This window comes from Mycobacterium paraffinicum, assembly GCF_025822865.1.
GTDB lineage: Bacteria > Actinomycetota > Actinomycetes > Mycobacteriales > Mycobacteriaceae > Mycobacterium > Mycobacterium paraffinicum.
Window position 1 is genome coordinate 253,858 of sequence record NZ_JACKUR010000021.1, and the last position, 16,986, is coordinate 270,843.

General features: G+C 67.6%; 12 protein-coding genes. 6 read left to right on the top strand and 6 right to left on the bottom strand.

Annotated features, from left to right (window positions below):
• Window positions 1-15 precede the first annotated feature (15 nt).
• On the top strand, window positions 16-1,854 hold the full coding sequence (eccA, locus tag H7J89_RS09785) for a type VII secretion AAA-ATPase EccA (RefSeq protein WP_264042925.1): 1,839 nt from the start codon (window positions 16-18) through the stop codon (window positions 1,852-1,854).
• Between the two features lie 27 nt (window positions 1,855-1,881).
• Here eccA and H7J89_RS09790 read toward each other — a convergent pair whose 3' ends face one another.
• Complete coding sequence (locus H7J89_RS09790; RefSeq protein ID WP_264042927.1) at window positions 1,882-2,322, bottom strand: nitroreductase family deazaflavin-dependent oxidoreductase; 441 nt, start codon at window positions 2,320-2,322, stop codon at window positions 1,882-1,884.
• Window positions 2,323-2,336: 14 nt separating this feature from the next.
• Entirely contained in the window at window positions 2,337-3,179 is an 843-nt protein-coding gene (locus tag H7J89_RS09795; RefSeq protein ID WP_264042929.1) for an NmrA family NAD(P)-binding protein, read from the bottom strand.
• Between the two features lie 113 nt (window positions 3,180-3,292).
• Here H7J89_RS09795 and sigI point away from each other — a divergent pair, with 113 nt between their 5' ends.
• Window positions 3,293-4,171, top strand: a complete 879-nt coding sequence (sigI, locus tag H7J89_RS09800) for an RNA polymerase sigma factor SigI (protein WP_264042931.1) — start codon at window positions 3,293-3,295, stop codon at window positions 4,169-4,171.
• Here the strand turns inward: sigI and H7J89_RS09805 are convergent.
• Entirely contained in the window at window positions 4,168-5,388 is a 1,221-nt protein-coding gene (locus H7J89_RS09805; protein ID WP_264043793.1) for a MinD/ParA family ATP-binding protein, read from the bottom strand. The two genes, sigI and H7J89_RS09805, sit on opposite strands and share 4 nt — an antisense overlap.
• Before the next feature lie 635 nt (window positions 5,389-6,023).
• Between H7J89_RS09805 and gltB the strand changes: the two genes are divergently transcribed.
• Together gltB and H7J89_RS09815 are read left to right on the top strand one after the other, a co-directional pair.
• Window positions 6,024-10,619: a glutamate synthase large subunit gene (gltB, locus tag H7J89_RS09810; protein ID WP_264042932.1), complete on the top strand. Its 4,596-nt coding sequence runs from the start codon at window positions 6,024-6,026 to the stop codon at window positions 10,617-10,619.
• Complete coding sequence (locus H7J89_RS09815; protein ID WP_264042934.1) at window positions 10,612-12,078, top strand: glutamate synthase subunit beta; 1,467 nt, start codon at window positions 10,612-10,614, stop codon at window positions 12,076-12,078. Before gltB ends, H7J89_RS09815 begins: the two co-directional genes overlap by 8 nt.
• 362 nt (window positions 12,079-12,440) lie before the next feature.
• Here H7J89_RS09815 and H7J89_RS09820 read toward each other — a convergent pair whose 3' ends face one another.
• Entirely contained in the window at window positions 12,441-13,289 is an 849-nt protein-coding gene (locus H7J89_RS09820) for an LLM class F420-dependent oxidoreductase (protein ID WP_264042936.1), read from the bottom strand.
• A 51-nt stretch (window positions 13,290-13,340) separates the two neighbouring features.
• On the opposite strand from H7J89_RS09820, the gene H7J89_RS09825 reads away from it, so the two are divergent.
• Both H7J89_RS09825 and H7J89_RS09830 read left to right on the top strand, forming a co-directional pair.
• Window positions 13,341-13,772: a hypothetical protein gene (locus H7J89_RS09825; RefSeq protein WP_264042938.1), complete on the top strand. Its 432-nt coding sequence runs from the start codon at window positions 13,341-13,343 to the stop codon at window positions 13,770-13,772.
• Between the two features lie 75 nt (window positions 13,773-13,847).
• Window positions 13,848-14,855: a PHP domain-containing protein gene (locus H7J89_RS09830; RefSeq protein WP_264042940.1), complete on the top strand. Its 1,008-nt coding sequence runs from the start codon at window positions 13,848-13,850 to the stop codon at window positions 14,853-14,855.
• A 6-nt stretch (window positions 14,856-14,861) separates the two neighbouring features.
• Here H7J89_RS09830 and H7J89_RS09835 read toward each other — a convergent pair whose 3' ends face one another.
• Together H7J89_RS09835 and dinB are read right to left on the bottom strand one after the other, a co-directional pair.
• Window positions 14,862-15,620, bottom strand: coding sequence for a YoaK family protein (locus tag H7J89_RS09835; RefSeq protein WP_264042942.1), 759 nt, complete (start codon window positions 15,618-15,620; stop codon window positions 14,862-14,864).
• 152 nt (window positions 15,621-15,772) lie between these two features.
• A complete protein-coding gene (dinB, locus tag H7J89_RS09840; RefSeq protein ID WP_264042944.1) occupies window positions 15,773-16,972 on the bottom strand; it encodes a DNA polymerase IV in 1,200 nt (399 codons plus the stop codon).
• Window positions 16,973-16,986 lie beyond the last annotated feature (14 nt).

Below are 16,986 nucleotides of genomic sequence, written 5' to 3' on the forward strand. Positions count from 1 at the left end.
TCGAAGGCACACGCGATGGGTGATTTGCAAACTGCCCGTAGGCATTTCGACCGGGCCATGTTGGTCATGAGCAGGCAGGGCCGGGCGGCGGCGCTGCCGGAGTTCGTCGCGGCCACCGATGCCGACTCGTCGATGGCCGACGCGTGGCTGGGCCGCATCGCCTGCGGCGACAACGACCTCGCCTCGCTGAAGAGGCTCTACGCCACCAGCGAATGGCTGCACCGTGAAACGACCCGCATCGGACAGACGCTCGCCGCGGAGATCCAGTTGGGTCCCTACATCGGAATCACGGTGACCGACGCATCGCAAGTGGGGCTGGCGTTGTCGTCGGCGCTGACCATCGCCGGCGAATACGCCGAGGCCGACAGGCTGCTCTCCAACCGCGACCTGCTCGATTCGTGGACCAACTATCAGTGGCACCAGCTGGCCCGGGCGTTCTTGATGTACACGACGCAGCGCTGGCCGGACGTGTTGTTGGCTGCCGCCGAGGAACTCCCCCCGCAGGCGATCATCATGTCGGCCGTGACGGCGTCGATTTGCGCGCTGGCGGCCCACGCCGCGGCGCATCTCGGGCAGGGCCGGGTCGCGCTTGACTGGCTCGACCGCGTCGACGTGATCGGGCAGACCAACGCGTCGGGCCGCTTCGACGCCGACGTGCTGACCGCGTCGATCGGGCCGGCCGACATCCCGCTGCTGGTCGCCGATTTGGCGTATGTGCGCGGGATGGTGCACCGCCAGCTGCGCGAGGAGGACAAGGCCCAGGTCTGGCTGTCGAAAGCCACCATCAACGGCGTCCTGACCGAGGCCGCGAAGGCGGCTTTGGCCGACCCGAACCTGCACCTGGTCGTGACCGACGAGGAAACGATCGCCAGCCGCACCGATCGGTGGGACGTGTCGACGGCCAAGAGCCGTGACGAGCTGGACGACGACGCCACCTCGGAGCGGCGCGCCGAGCTGCTCGCCGAGGGCCGGGCGCTGCTGGCCAAGCAGGTCGGACTGGCCGCGGTCAAGCAGGCCGTGTCGGCGCTCGAAGATCAGCTCGAAGTGCGGATGATGCGCCTCGAGCATGGCCTGCCGGTGGAGGGACAGACCAACCACATGCTGCTGGTTGGCCCGCCCGGCACCGGCAAGACGACCACCGCCGAAGCGCTCGGCAAGATCTACGCCGGCATGGGCATCGTGCGCAACCCCGAAATCCGGGAGGTCCGACGGTCGGACTTCTGCGGCCACTACATCGGGGAGTCGGGACCCAAGACCAACGCGCTGATCGAAAAGTCGCTTGGCCAAATCATTTTCATGGATGAGTTCTATACCCTGATCGAGCGGCACCAGGACGGCACACCCGACATGATCGGCATGGAGGCCGTCAACCAGCTGCTGGTGGCGCTGGAAACACACCGCTTCGACTTCTGCTTCATCGGCGCGGGTTACGAGGATCAGGTGGACCAATTCCTCACCGTGAACCCGGGATTGGCCGGCCGGTTCAACCGCAAGCTGCGGTTCGAATCGTATTCGCCGTCCGAGATCGTCGAGATCGGGCATCGCTACGCGGCGCCGCGGGCCAGCAAGCTCGACGACGCCGCGCGGGAGGCATTCCTGGATGCGGCCACGACCATCCGCAACTACACGACGCCGGGCGGGCGGCACGGCATCGACGCCATGCAGAACGGCCGGTTCGCCCGCAATGTCATCGAACGTGCCGAGGGATTTCGTGACACCCGCGTGGTCGCGCAAAAGCGTGCGGGCCAAACGGTTACGGTCGAAGATCTGCAGATCATCACCGCCCCCGACATCGAGGCCGCGGTGCGCAGCGTGTGCTCGGACAACCGCGACATGGCGGCCATCGTCTGGTAGGCCTGCGCCAGGAATCCGCGATCGCCCTTACGTCGGCTCGAAGCGGAAGACGGCGAGCCGCCCCGCCAACGCTTCGAATTCGTCGGCCGTCCCATCACGCACCATCCCCGATCGTTTCGCGAACGACACACCGACGGGCACCTGGGCGGGGAACGCCCGCAGCACCGGCCGCGCTTGGGCGGCGGAGAGTTCGACGATCCGGACCTGCCGTGACCGTCGTCCCCGGCTGAGCATGCCGGTGCCCGCCGCCCGGGCGTTGGCCGCCCAGTCGGCGCCGGGATAGCCCGCCACGACATAGAGGCCACCCTGAAACTTGAATGGTGTCATCGGGGTGCTGCGAGGCCGGCCCGACTTGCGGCCGGGAACCGTCAGCACCATCGCGGGACCGGTGGGGATCCCGAGGCGCTGGACCGCCATCATCACCCTGTTCATCGGCTTGAGGAAGCGCGGCGGACGCGGTTCGGACATGTGCGGCTCCTTCACTAACTCGCACGGGCGAAAACGTCGCGGTGCCCGGCGACCCATTGGCCGAAGGGGGACGCCGGCCGGCCGAGGATCTTCTCCACGTCGTGGGTGACCAACGCGGGTGCATCCAGTGTCGCGGCCAGCATGGCGATGTAGGCTTCCGCGAAGTCGTCGGTGAAGCCCAACGCGAGAAATCGTTGGCGCACCGCGGCATTCGGTATTTCGCGGTACTGCAGCGGCCGATCCAGCACGGCGCCGATGGCCTCGACCAGCTCCGAGTTGGTGAAGGCCTGCGGACCGGTCAGCGGGATCCGCTGCCCGACGAGCTCATCGGTGAGCAACGCCCGCGCCGCCACCTCCGCAATGTCGTTCTCGACGATCGGTGCCGTCGAAGCCGCGGCATACGGCCCGAAAACCGCGTCGCCAGCGCGGATCTGCGGTGACCACATGCCGGCGAAGTTCGTCGCGAATACCGTCGGCCGCAGGCTCACCCACGTCAGGCCGGAGTCGACGGCGAGCTGTTCGACCTCCTTGTTGCGGTCCCCGCGGAAGCGGGACGGCTGCCGGGAGAAGTCGTCGTCGGCGTTGATCGCCGAGAGCGCAACCAGCTTGGTCACCCCGGCGCGTACGCACTCGGTTACCACCCTCTCCAGATCCGCACCCAGCGCCCGGGAATTGAGGAACACCGCCGACGCGCCGGGCAGCGCCGCGGTCGCCGACTCGGCCGGTTCGACGCCGGGCGCAAACCCGGCCGTCTCCGGCGTGCGGGTCACCGCGCGCACCGACGCTCCCGCTGCGGCAAGGGCGGCGACGAGAGGGCGTCCGACGTTGCCGGTCGCCCCGGTTACCACGATGGTCATGGGAAGGCCCCTTTCTCGAAATTTTTCTGCGGTGTTCCAAGGACGGGGCGAAAGGTGGGAAAGTTACACCGGGAAACCTGTAACTTTTTGCCGCAGCGGATCGTCGAAGAGTCATGAACCAGTCGCAGTCAGCGGGCGACCAGGTCGCCGAGGCCTGGCGTCGTCACCGCCCGTATCTGGTCAACCTCGCCTACCAAATGCTCGGCGACGTCGGTGACGCGGAAGATGTTGCGCAGGAGGCATTTCTGCGGCTCTCGCGGGCCGACGTCAGCGAGATCGAGGATGTCCGGGGCTGGCTGACGGTGGTGGCGAGCCGGCTCTGCCTCGACCAGGTTCGCTCGGCACGCGCCCGCTACGAACGGCCGGGCGAGGTTCAGGAGCGGCCGGCGCCGCACCGCTCCGACCCGGCCGACCGCGTCACCCTCGACGACGAGATCCGCGCCGCGCTGCTGGAAGTGCTGCGCAGGCTCAGTCCCGGGGAACGAGTCGCCTTCGTGCTGCACGACGTGTTCGGGGTCCCGTTCGAATCGATCTCCGAAACCGTGGGCCGCCCGGTGGGTACCTGCCGTCAACTGGCGCGCAGAGCGAGGGCGAAATTCGTTGCCGCACAACCGAAAACCAACGAGGTGGCGACGGCCGAGCATCAGCTGGTCACCGAGAAGTTCATCACCGCATGCGCCAACGGCGACGTTGCCGCGTTGGCCGCCGTGCTGGACCCGACGGTGTGGGGCGTGGGCACGATCCTCGCCGACCCGCCCCCGCCGCAGCAGATCAACCACGGGCCGGACGCGGTGGCCACCAACCTGCTGCGCTACCTATGGCCGGACGTGACGTTGGTCAGCGGCCCCGTCGGGCAACCGGTGCTGTTGGCATTCACCGATCGCCGGCTTTTCGCCGTCATCGTGCTGACGATCCGCGGATCCCGCGTGGTCAAGATCGAGGCGATCGCCGACCGGGCCGCGCGGATGGGAAAGGCAGCCGAACGCGGCTAGCCGGGCTGGTCGTCGTGCCGCGCCGCGAAATAGCCCGCGATCGTCGCGGTGACCTCGAGGAATTTCCGCCGCGTCGCCGTCGCCATCTCGCGGCTCACGTCGATGACACCGCCCGGCCGCAGGTGGGGGTCGAAGGGCACCTCGATCACCGGCCGGCCGTGATCGATGAACTCGCGGGCCAGCAACGCCCGGGTGCGCTTGTCGGCGTGGCCATCTGAATCGTTGAGCACGACGACGCTGTTCTGCAGCAGCGTGTCGAAGCCCTGATCGGCCAGCCACTCCATGGTCCTGGCGGCGGCGTTCGCCCCGTCCGCCCACGGCGAGGAGACCACGATCAGCGCGTCCAGATCGCGCAGCACCTCCTGGGTGACCGGCGCGTCCATCGTGGAACCGCAGTCGATGACCGAGATCGCGAAATGACGGTCGAGGCGTAACGCGGCCTCCCGGTAGATCGCGGGGTCGAGCACCCGGCGCGGCCCGGACGCAGGTTCACCACCGAGCACGTGCAGGCCGGCGGAGTTGCGCCCCACCCGGGCGACCACATCGCTGAAAGACTGCAGGTTCTTATCGGCGGTGAGTTCCCAGAACGAACCGGACGACCCCGGGTCGATCCGGCTGCTGAGTCGGCCGAAGGCGGTGTCGGCGTCGATCGCCACGACGTGGTCCTGCCTCCGGAGTTCGGCGAACAGCGAGCCGACACTCGCGGCCACCGACGTTTTTCCGACGCCGCCCTTGCCCAGGATGCCGACCTTGTAGTTGCCGAGCAGGCGGGCCCGGATCGCCACCTCGTATTGGGCGTCCTGCTGTTGCGCGGCTGACGGACCCAGCTTGACGAGGCCGAAAGTGATGCGCCGCAGCATGCGTCGCCAACCGCGGTCGGGTGTTGCGCCGATGGGGGTGGTGGACCGCGCCGGTGTGGCGGTGGTAGGCGGTACCGCAGCGGCGGGTGCGGGTGCCTCCTGTGGAGCCGACATGGCGGGCGGCCGCGGGAAAGCAGGCGGGGCGGCGGCGGGCTGTTGGGGCGGCGCGGGCGGACGCTGCGGAGGCGCCGGTGGGCGTGCCGGAGGCGCCGACGGTGGCCGCGGTGCGAGGCGCTGGCCGACCGGAGGCTGCGGTGCAGGCGGCACGCTCCTGGGCGGGGGGCCGGGCGCGCGCGCCGCCGGCGGGCCGGGCGGCGGCTGCAGACGGTCCCGCAGGAATTCGTCGCGCTCGTTCATGGGCTCCTCGGGTGCCAGGCGATCGGTCGGCTCTGGTGGGGTGCGCACCGGGCTAGTGATAAGCGCCACGGCTCACCGTTGGCGCCGGATGCGGACCGGTACCCGTCCAGTATCTCCTCCGTGCCGCCCATCGCTACCGTGCAAACTTAGCAGCGCTCGCTTTGGCCCGCCCGCGGTGGCTTTTGTCGCCCGCTGAGCACGATCATGCGAGCCGATTCGGGGGCGGTGGGCACGCCCTCGGGCGGCTTCAGCAAACATGTACCGGCGGCGGATTCGGCGCATCGGACTGCCGGGCGCGGCGCGGCTATGACGAAGACTGCGGCGCCAAAACAGCACGTCCGCTGGGTTGTCGCCCGTCGGCTGCCGGGAAATTTACGGTGCTGCCAGCTGGCGGTTAGACTTGACGAAGTTGGCATGTCAGGCGGGTATTGTCATATCGTTTTACGACTTGTCGAGACCGGTTTCCAGGCCACCGTTCAGCGCTGCACGGACGCATCCCTAACAGGATCATCTCCACCTGGGGGACAGCCTATCGAGACAAGACCGAGGGGTCTTAAGCCCGCAACCTCCGGGTGCGACTCCATCGGAGCAGCTGTTAACGGCAGCTCAACGTTCAGGTGAAGGGTCAGGTGCATATGACGCCCAAGCGCGTCGGGTTATACAACCCCGCGTTCGAGCACGACTCGTGCGGGGTAGCCATGGTCGTCGATATGCACGGCCGTCGTAGCCGCGACATTGTCGACAAGGCCATCACCGCGCTGCTCAACCTCGAACACCGCGGTGCTCAGGGCGCCGAGCCGCGCAGCGGTGACGGTGCCGGCATCCTGATTCAGGTCCCGGATGCCTTCCTGCGCGAGGTCGTGGATTTCGAGCTGCCCGCAGCGGGCAGTTATGCCACCGGTATCGCCTTCTTGCCGCAGTCGTCCAAGGACGCCGCGGCCGCCTGCGACGCGGTGGAGAAGATCGCCGAAGCCGAGGGCCTGACGGTGCTGGGCTGGCGCAACGTGCCCATCGACGACTCGTCACTGGGGGCGCTGTCCCGCGACGCGATGCCCACGTTCCGGCAGGTGTTCATGGCCGGCGCATCGGACATGACGCTGGAGCGCCGCTGCTATCTGGTCCGCAAGCGCGCCGAGCACGAACTCGGCACCAAGGGACCCGGGCAGGACGGACCCGGTCGCGAAACCGTCTACTTCCCAAGCCTTTCCGGTCAGACGATGGTCTACAAGGGCATGCTGACCACGCCGCAGCTCAAGGCGTTTTACCTTGACCTGCAAGACGATCGGATGACCAGCGCGCTGGGCATCGTGCATTCCCGGTTCTCCACCAACACCTTCCCGTCGTGGCCGCTGGCCCATCCGTTCCGTCGGGTGGCCCACAACGGCGAGATCAACACCGTCACCGGCAACGAGAACTGGATGCGTGCCCGCGAGGCGTTGATCAAGACCGAGATCTTCGGCACGGAAGCCGACGTCGAGAAGCTGTTCCCGATCTGTACCCCGGGCGCCTCGGACACCGCGCGTTTCGACGAGGCGCTCGAACTGCTGCACCTGGGTGGCCGCAGCCTGGCCCACGCGGTCCTGATGATGATTCCCGAGGCGTGGGAACGCAACGAGTCGATGGACCCGGCGCGGCGGGCGTTCTACGAGTTCCACGCCTCGCTGATGGAGCCCTGGGACGGCCCCGCGTCGATCACGTTCACCGACGGCACCATCGTGGGCGCCGTGCTGGACCGAAACGGCTTGCGCCCCTCCCGGATCTGGGTCACCGAAGACGGCTTGGTGGTGATGGCTTCCGAGGCCGGCGTCCTGGACCTGGACCCGGCGAAGGTGGTTCGCCGGATGCGCCTGCAGCCCGGCCGGATGTTCCTGGTGGACACCACCCAGGGGCGCATCGTCTCCGACGAGGAGATCAAGGCCGAACTCGCCGCCGAGCACCCGTACCAGGAGTGGCTGGACCGGAACCTGGTTCCCCTGGACAAGCTACCGCAGGGCGACTACGTGCGGATGCCCCATGAACGACTCGTCAAGCGGCAGTTGACATTCGGCTACACCTATGAAGAGCTCAACCTGTTGGTGTCGCCCATGGTGCGCACGGGTGCCGAGCCGATCGGCTCGATGGGCACCGACACCCCGGTCGCGGTGCTCTCGCAGCGGCCCCGGATGCTCTACGACTACTTTCAGCAGTTGTTCGCACAGGTGACCAACCCGCCGCTGGACGCCATCCGCGAAGAGGTGGTGACCAGCCTGCAGGGGACCACCGGCGGCGAGCGCGACCTGCTCACGCCGACCGAGCACTCCTGTCACCAGATCGCGTTGCAGCAGCCGATTCTGCGCAACCACGAGCTGGCCAAGTTGGTCAACCTCAATCCCGACGACGAGGTCAACGGGCGCCCGCACGGCATGCGGTCCAAGGTGATTCGTTGCCTGTACCCGGTCGCCGAGGGCGGCGCCGGGTTGGCGGCGGCGCTCGATGACGTACGCGCACAGGCGTCGGCCGCGATCGAGGACGGTGCGCGGGTCATCATCCTGTCGGACCGCGAATCCGACGAGCAGATGGCGCCCATCCCGTCACTGCTCGCCGTTTCCGGGGTCCACCACCACCTGGTGCGCGACCGCACGCGCACCCACGTGGGTTTGGTCGTCGAGACCGGTGACGCCCGCGAGGTGCACCACATGGCGATGTTGATCGGGTGCGGGGCGGCTGCGATCAACCCCTACCTGGCATTCGAGTCGATCGAGGACATGCTCGACCGCGGCGCGATCGACGGCTTCTCGGATCGGCAAGACCGAGAGAAGGCGCTGAACAACTATGTCAAGGCCGCCGGCAAGGGCGTGCTCAAAGTGATGTCCAAGATGGGCATTTCGACGCTGGCCTCCTACACCGGCGCGCAGTTGTTCCAGGCGGTCGGCATTTCCGAGGATGTGCTCGACGAGTACTTCACCGGGCTGAGCTGCCCGATCGGCGGGATCACCCTGGAGGACATCGCCACCGACGTCGCCGCTCGGCACCGGCTGGCCTACCTGGACCGCCGCGACGAGCGTGCGCACCGCGAACTCGAGGTGGGCGGCGAGTACCAGTGGCGCCGCGAAGGTGAGTACCACCTCTTCAACCCGGAGACCGTGTTCAAGCTGCAGCACTCGACTCGCACCGGCCAGTACAGAATCTTCAAGGACTACACCCGCCTGATCGACGACCAGAGCGAGCGGATGGCCTCGCTGCGCGGCCTGCTCAAGTTCCGCGGCGGTGTGCGTCCCCCGGTTCCGCTGGAAGAGGTCGAACCCGCCAGCGAGATCGTCAAGCGCTTCTCGACCGGGGCCATGAGCTACGGCTCGATCTCGGCCGAGGCGCACGAGACGCTCGCCATCGCGATGAACCGTCTCGGCGGGCGCTCCAACAGCGGGGAAGGCGGCGAGGACGTCAAGCGCTTCGACCGCGACCCCAACGGCGATTGGCGCCGGAGTGCCATCAAACAGGTCGCTTCCGCGCGATTCGGTGTCACATCGCACTACCTGACCAACTGCACGGACATCCAGATCAAGATGGCGCAGGGCGCGAAACCCGGTGAAGGCGGCCAGCTTCCGGGACACAAGGTGTACCCGTGGGTCGCCGAGGTGCGGCATTCCACACCCGGCGTCGGCCTGATCTCCCCGCCGCCGCACCACGACATCTACTCCATCGAGGATCTCGCACAGCTGATCCACGACCTGAAGAACGCCAACCCGTCCGCGCGGGTGCACGTCAAGCTCGTCTCCGAGAACGGGGTGGGCACGGTTGCGGCCGGCGTCTCCAAGGCGCACGCCGACGTCGTGTTGATCTCCGGCCACGACGGCGGCACCGGCGCGACCCCGCTGACGTCGATGAAGCACGCGGGCGCACCCTGGGAGCTGGGCCTGGCCGAGACACAACAGACCCTGCTGCTCAACGGGTTGCGTGACCGGATCGTGGTCCAGGTGGACGGTCAGCTCAAGACGGGCCGCGACGTGATGATCGCCGCGCTGCTCGGCGCCGAGGAGTTCGGCTTCGCCACCGCGCCGCTGGTGGTGGCCGGCTGCATCATGATGCGGGTGTGCCACCTGGACACCTGCCCGGTCGGCGTGGCCACCCAGAACCCGGTGCTGCGCGAGCGGTTCACCGGTAAGCCCGAGTTCGTTGAGAACTTCTTCATGTTCATCGCCGAAGAGGTCCGGGAATACATGGCGCAGTTGGGTTTCCGCACCCTCAACGAGGCCGTCGGCCAGGTGGGCGCGCTGGACACCACGCTGGCCCGCGCGCACTGGAAGGCGCACAAGCTCGACCTCGCTCCGGTGCTGCACGAGCCCGAGTCGGCGTTCATGAACCAGGACCTGTACTGCAGTTCCCGGCAGGATCACGGCCTGGACAAGGCGCTCGATCAGCAGCTGATCGTGATGAGCCGGGAGGCACTCGATTCCGGCAAGCCGGTGCGCTTCTCCACCACCATCAGCAACGTCAACCGCACGGTGGGCACCATGCTCGGCCACGAGGTGACGAAAGCGTATGGCGGCCAAGGGCTCCCGGATGGAACCATCGACATCACCTTCGACGGGTCCGCGGGTAACAGCTTCGGCGCCTTCGTGCCCAAGGGAATAACGTTGCGGGTCTACGGCGACGCCAACGACTACGTCGGCAAGGGGCTGTCCGGTGGCCGGATCGTGGTGCGTCCGTCGGACAACGCCCCGCAGGACTACGTGGCCGAGGACAACATCATCGGTGGCAACGTGATCCTGTTCGGCGCGACCAGCGGGGAGGCCTTCCTGCGCGGGGTGGTCGGCGAGCGGTTCGCGGTCCGCAACTCCGGCGCCCACGCCGTCGTCGAGGGCGTGGGTGACCATGGATGCGAGTACATGACGGGTGGTCGGGTTGTGATTCTTGGCCGGACCGGCCGCAACTTCGCGGCGGGAATGTCAGGCGGTGTGGCTTACGTGTACGACCCGGACGAGGAACTTCCGGACAACCTCAACATCGAGATGGTCGATGTGGAGACTGTGGACGAAGACGATGCCGACTTTTTGCACGGCATCATTCAGGCTCACGTGGACGCCACCGATTCCGCGGTCGGCCAGCGGATCCTGGCGGACTGGCGCGGTCAACAACGCCATTTCGTCAAGGTGATGCCGCGCGACTACAAGAAGGTGCTGCAAGCGATCGCCGAAGCCGAGCGCGACGGCGTCGATGTGGACAAGGCGATCATGGCGGCCGCACATGGCTGATCCGAGCGGCTTCCTGAAGTACACGCACCGGGAACTGCCGAAGCGCCGGCCTGTCCCGCTGCGGTTGAAGGACTGGCACGAGGTCTACGAGGACTTCGACGAAGGCACTCTGCGTGAGCAGGCGACCCGTTGCATGGATTGCGGTATCCCGTTCTGCCACAACGGGTGTCCGTTGGGTAACCTGATCCCGGAATGGAACGACCTGGTGCGCAGGGGCCGTTGGCGCGACGCGATCGAGCGGCTGCATGCCACCAACAATTTCCCGGACTTCACCGGGCGACTGTGTCCTGCGCCGTGTGAACCGGCGTGTGTGCTCGGCATCAACCAGGATCCGGTGACCATCAAGCAGATCGAGCTGGAGATCATCGACCACGCCTTCGAGGAAGGCTTCGTGGTGCCGCTGCCCCCGGACAGGCTGACCGGGAAAAAGGTCGCAGTGGTGGGTTCGGGCCCGGCCGGATTGGCCGCGGCTCAGCAATTGACCCGCGCCGGCCACACGGTCACCGTTTTCGAGCGGGCGGATCGGATCGGCGGGCTGCTGCGCTACGGCATTCCGGAATTCAAGATGGAGAAGCGTGTCCTCGACCGGCGCCTGGACCAAATGCGCGCCGAGGGAACCGAATTCCGCGCCGGTGTCAACGTCGGGGTTGACATCACCGCCGAACAGCTGCGCGCCGATTTCGACGCGGTAGTACTGGCCGGCGGCGCGACCGCCGGGCGGGACCTACCGATTCCCGGTCGGGACCTGGACGGGATCCACCAGGCGATGGAGTACCTGCCGTGGGGTAACCGGGTGCAGGAGGGCGACGACGTCCTGGGGCCCGACGGGGAACCCCCGATCACCGCCAAAGGCAAGAAGGTCGTCATCATCGGCGGCGGTGACACCGGGGCGGACTGCCTGGGTACCGCGCACCGGCAGGGCGCGACCGTCGTGCACCAGTTCGAGATCATGCCGCGCCCACCGGACACGCGCGCCGAATCGACCCCGTGGCCGACCTACCCGCTGATGTACCGGGTGTCGTCGGCGCACGAAGAGGGCGGCGAGCGGGTGTTCTCGGTGAACACCGAAAAGTTCATCGGCGAAGACGGCCGGGTGACGGCGCTCAAAGCGCACGAGGTCACCATGCAGGACGGCAAGTTCGTCAAGGTGGACGGCTCCGACTTCGAGCTCGAGGTCGACCTGGTGCTGCTGGCCATGGGATTCGTCGGCCCGGAAAAGGAGGGCCTGCTCACCGACCTCGAAGTCAAGCTCACCGACCGCGGCAACGTGGCGCGCGGTGCCGACTTCGACACGTCGGTGCCCGGTGTGTTCGTCGCCGGGGACATGGGTCGCGGCCAGTCGCTGATCGTCTGGGCGATTGCTGAAGGCAGGGCCGCTGCCGCGGGCGTCGACCGGTACCTGATGGGTGCGACCGCGCTGCCGGCGCCGGTCAAGCCGACCGCGGTCCCCCTTCAGTAGTCACAGAAGTCACACCAGAAACACGAGTACCAACTGTCGGCGAGTCTCCCCCCGTTTGCCAGACGGTGGTGTCTAATTGCCTGTTGTGGGCTCGGTCACACGGGCATCGGATCGGGGCCCCGGCTGAACGGAACGATCAGCAGGAGTGATCACTGTGCACATCAATCCCGTACCTCGATCACGGATGGGGCGAATCGCCTGGTCCTGGTTTCGTCACCCGGTCAAGAGCCGCGAGTTCCCCGCCAAACACGAGCGCCTGGTAACCGCCGACGATTTGCTGATCTTCGGGGTATAACCGTCCCACCAAACGCCTTCGGGCACCGCGGAGGGGTTTGCTCGGCGACAAACGGGCGCCGGGCGCATCAATCGAGCAGTCCCGAATCACGGATAGCCTCGGCGAGCGGTTCCAAGACGGCGGGGTCGTGCGGCGGGTTGATGTACACGATGCCCAGGTCGAGTCCCTCGGCCTCCAGCCCGGCGGCCTCTTCGACTACCTTGTGGTAGTTGCGCTCCTCGTCCAGCCGCAAATGGGCGGACAGCGTGATCTCCTTCGGGTCGCGCCCGATCTTCTCGCACTCCGCGGCCAGCACATCGCGCTTGCGGGCGAACACCTCGGGCGGACCGCCGACGAAGTTCCAGTGCTGCGCGTAGCGCGCGGTGATCGGCAGCGTTCGTTTCTCCCCGCTGCCACCGATGCAGATCGGCGGATGGGGACGCTGCACGCCCTTGGGTTCGTTGCGGGCGCCCTTGAGCTGGTAGTACTTCCCGTCGAAATCGGTGGTCTCCCGGCTGAGCAGGCTGGTCAGCACCTCACACGCCTCCTCGAACCGGTCGAAGCGTTCCCGGATGCTGCCCAGCTCGATGCCGTAGGCGCCTGACTCCTCCTCGTTCCAGCCGGCGCCGATCCCCAACTCGAGTCGTCCATTCGAGATGATGTCGAGCGCCGCGGCCATGTTGGCCAGCACGGCGGGGTGGCGGTAGTGGATCCCGGTGACCAGGGTGCCCAGCCGCAGCCGCTTGGTCGCCTGCGCCAGCGCGGTCAGCGTCGTCCAGCCCTCGAGGCAGGGCCCGTCGGCGTCGGAGAAGATCGGGTAGAAGTGGTCGAACGTCCACCCGGACTCGAAGACGTCGATATCGTCGGCGGCCTGCCAGACGGCCAGCATGGCTGCCCAGGTGGTGTTTTGGGGGGAGGTCTTGAAGGCGAATCGCATGAAATCGACGTTAGCCGATCTTTATGAAGGGCAACTAAACTCAACCGCGCGATGAGCTACTCCCTCGGACTCGACACCAAGGTCACCCTGCTGGCGGCCGGGCTGATCTTCCTGCTCGCCCTGGTCCTCGGGGTGTGGAAGTACCGGCAGATCATGGCTGCCGCCGACCATCGCGCCCACCCCTACGTCGACATCGCGCACCGGGCCGCGTTGCTCTACTCCTTCGCGACGCTGCTGCTGGCCGTCTTCGTCGAGCTCAGCGCCTGGCCGACGTGGGTCAACCTGGCCGCGGCCGCCGTGGTCGTCGTCTTTTTCGTCGGCGCCATCCTCAGCTACATCGCACACGGGGCGCGCCGCGACACCGTCAACCAATTCGAGGATCCCGCGCCCGGAACCGGACTCTTCATGGCCTTGCTGATCGCCGGCGAGATCGGGGGCTTCAGCGTGCTGCTCGCCGGTTTCGTCGTCGGGCAGTTCTGGTAATCCGCGAGGTCTGGCGGTGACCTGCGGCGCCCGGCTCCGCCGCGCTTGCAGTCACCGCGCGGGCACACTGGAGTCATGGACCCGGTAACCGCCTTGCGGCAGATCGCTTACTACAAGGACCGGAGCCGTCAGGATCCCAGGCGCGTGATGGCGTACCGCAACGCCGCCGACATCATCGAGGGCCTCGACGAAGCGGCTCGCGAGCGACACGGCCAGGCCAACAGCTGGCAGTCGCTGCCGGGCATCGGTCCCAAAACCGCAAAGGTCATCGACCAGGCCTGGTCGGGTCGCGAACCCGAACTCCTCGTCGAATTGCGTTCCGCCGCGGAGGATCTCGGTGGAGGCGACATCCGTGCGGCATTACGCGGGGACTTGCACCTGCACTCGAACTGGTCGGACGGGTCGGCGCCGATCGACGAGATGATGGCGACCGCGTCCGCGCTGGGGCACGAATATTGCGCGCTGACCGACCACTCGCCGCGGCTGACGATCGCCAACGGGCTTTCGCCGGAACGGTTGCGCGCACAGCTCGGCGTCATCGACAAGCTGCGTGACCAGTTCGCGCCGATGCGCATTCTCACCGGGATCGAGGTCGACATCCTCGAGGACGGCAGCCTCGACCAGGAGCCCGAGCTGCTCGAGCGCCTCGACGTCGTCGTGGCCAGCGTGCATTCGAAGCTGTCGATGGAGGCCACCGCGATGACGCGGCGCATGGTGCGCGCCGTCTCCAATCCACACGCCGACGTGCTGGGCCACTGCACCGGCCGGTTGGTCTCCGGCAACCGCGGCATCCGGCCCCAATCCAAGTTCGACGCCGAAGCGGTTTTCGCCGCCTGCCGCGACCACGGCACCGCGGTGGAGATCAACTCGCGGCCCGAACGCCGGGACCCGCCGACCCGGCTGCTCCAGCTGGCGCTGGAGATCGGCTGCGTCTTCAGCATCGACACCGATGCGCACGCGCCAGGCCAGCTGGACTTCCTCGGCTATGGTGCGCAGCGCGCCGTGGACGTGGGCGTGCCCGCCGACCGGATCGTCAACACCTGGCCGGCCGACAAGCTGCTGGAGTGGACGGGCTCGAATTGAGACGGCTCAGACCTGCACCGTCTCCGCGTGCTCGGGTACAGGTTCGTCACAGCGGCCGGGGGTTTGCCACACGTTGGCGCTCGCGACGGCCGCGCAGGTCGCCGCAGGGATAAGCAACGCGTAGCCGCCCAATTCGGCGCCGAACACGATCCCGGCCACGCCGCCTCCCAGAAACAGCACGAGCGTCGTCGCCAGAATCGCGGCGTTCCACTTTTTGATCCCGTGTCGCCGACTGCGGCCGAGCATCAGACCGAGGTCGGTGACTGTCCCGGTGAAGTGGGTGGTACGGATCGCCATCCCGCGGAAGCTCGAGGTCATCCCGTTTTGCAGGCCAAGGGCTACGGCGGCGAACAGCGCCTGTACCGCGGTTTGCTCGATCCCCAGGGCATTGATCTGCGCCTTGACCACGGTTTCCTCGACCCCGGCCGCGGCAAGGACGAGCAACGCCGCCTCGAGGAACAACACCACGGCGTGGCGGGGGCCCGCGAGGGCATCCGTGGGCGCGAGGATCGCCCCGGCAATCGCCGCTCCCGTCAGGAAGCCCAAGAAGATCGCGCCGAGCACGTGGCCTTCATAAAGCCACGGGTTCGCTGTGTTCATGCCCAGCTGGGTGGTGATCGCGGTCAGGTTGCCGACGGGCAACGCCAGGATCAGGAGCGCCACCGCGTTGACGAAGCCCGCGGATAACGCGAGTACCGCGCTGTAACCGAGCAGGAGGCCCTCGCGGGGCGGGCCGCTGTCGCGGGCTTGATGCGGCGGCGGCATCGTGTTCGGTTGCTCACTTTCGACGTCGGGTTTTGGCCACCCTAGCAAGCAGACCGTCGGCCAAGCCGCCGTCCCAGGCTGTTTCAAACCAACCTCAAATCATCGAAAACATCTGGGGCAGAGGAGAATTAGCCTGGCACCGGCGAAATCGGTCAGTCGGGAAGGTGTGGCATCTCTATACCCAGTTCACGGCCGACCAACACCCCGCGCGTGAGGGCGGATTTGCCGAAGCGCTGACGAACCTGGTCGACGGCGGCGTCCACCGCAAGCGATTCCCCGTCAAGCGGCAACGCCAATTGCTGGGCGCCGCTGCGGTCGATCCCCGACACCGCGAAGCCGATCAGCGTCAGGCCGCGCTGCGAGATCAGGGGTGCGGCCGTCGCCACCAGCTGCCGCGCGGCGCCCAGGATCGGCTGCGTCGAGGACGTCGCCCACGGCAGCGTTCGCGACCGCGTCGCCCGCCCGAAGTCGTCGAACCGCAGCCGCAGCACCACCGTGCGGCCGGTGCGCCCGGCGGCGCGCATCCGCCCGGTGATCCGGTCGATCAGGTTGACCACCACCGCGTCGATCTCGGCGGCCGACATGGTGTTGCCGGCGCGGCCCAGCGCCCGTTGCGCGCCCACCGACCGGCGACGCACACCGGTGGTCACCCGGCGGCGGTCGATGTTGCGGGACAGGGCGAACAGCTGGCGGCCCATGGCGCCGCCCACCATCGAGGCCAGCGTCGACTCGCTCAGCTCGGCGACGTCGGCGACGGTCACGAGTCCGTGGGCGTGGAGTTTGTCCGCCGTCTTGGCACCCACGCCCCACAGCCGCCGCACCGGCAGCGGGTGGAGGAAGGTCAGCTCCTGGTCGGGCTGCACCAGCAGAAGACCGTCCGGCTTGGCCTCCTGGCTGGCGACCTTGGCGAGAAACTTCGTGCGTGCGATGCCGACGGTGATGGGCAGGCCGACCCGGTCGCGCACGTCGGCCCGCAGCCGTCCGGCGATCTGAACCGGCGTCCCGGAAACCCGGCGCAGCCCGCCGACATCCAGAAACGCCTCGTCCACCGAGAGCGGCTCCACGATCGGCGTGCAGTCGCGAAACACTTCGAACACGGCGTCACTGGCGCGGCTGTAGGCGCTCATCCGGGGTGGCACCACCACCGCGTGCGGGCACAGCCGGCGCGCTTGCGCCCCGCCCATCGCGGTCCGCACGCCGTAGGCCTTTGCCTCGTAGCTGGCCGCCAGCACCACCCCGCCGCCGACGATCACCGGGCGGCCGCGCAACGTCGGATCGTCGCGCTGTTCGACGGACGCGTAGAACGAATCCAGGTCCGCGTGCAGGATGGACGCATCGCACCGCACGAACATATGTTCGCACGTGC

Bases quoted from the DNA above. Each gene is read 5' to 3' on its own strand.
- dinB (WP_264042944.1), bottom strand. From the start codon at position 16,972: ATGTTCGTGCGGTGCGATGCGTCCATCCTGCACGCGGACCTGGATTCG.
- sigI (WP_264042931.1), top strand. From the start codon at position 3,293: ATGAACCAGTCGCAGTCAGCGGGCGACCAGGTCGCCGAGGCCTGGCGT.
- H7J89_RS09835 (WP_264042942.1), bottom strand. From the start codon at position 15,620: ATGCCGCCGCCGCATCAAGCCCGCGACAGCGGCCCGCCCCGCGAGGGC.
- H7J89_RS09825 (WP_264042938.1), top strand. From the start codon at position 13,341: ATGAGCTACTCCCTCGGACTCGACACCAAGGTCACCCTGCTGGCGGCC.
- H7J89_RS09830 (WP_264042940.1), top strand. From the start codon at position 13,848: ATGGACCCGGTAACCGCCTTGCGGCAGATCGCTTACTACAAGGACCGG.
- eccA (WP_264042925.1), top strand. From the start codon at position 16: ATGGGTGATTTGCAAACTGCCCGTAGGCATTTCGACCGGGCCATGTTG.
- H7J89_RS09805 (WP_264043793.1), bottom strand. From the start codon at position 5,388: ATGAACGAGCGCGACGAATTCCTGCGGGACCGTCTGCAGCCGCCGCCC.
- H7J89_RS09815 (WP_264042934.1), top strand. From the start codon at position 10,612: ATGGCTGATCCGAGCGGCTTCCTGAAGTACACGCACCGGGAACTGCCG.
- H7J89_RS09795 (WP_264042929.1), bottom strand. From the start codon at position 3,179: ATGACCATCGTGGTAACCGGGGCGACCGGCAACGTCGGACGCCCTCTC.
- H7J89_RS09820 (WP_264042936.1), bottom strand. From the start codon at position 13,289: ATGCGATTCGCCTTCAAGACCTCCCCCCAAAACACCACCTGGGCAGCC.
- gltB (WP_264042932.1), top strand. From the start codon at position 6,024: ATGACGCCCAAGCGCGTCGGGTTATACAACCCCGCGTTCGAGCACGAC.
- H7J89_RS09790 (WP_264042927.1), bottom strand. From the start codon at position 2,322: ATGTCCGAACCGCGTCCGCCGCGCTTCCTCAAGCCGATGAACAGGGTG.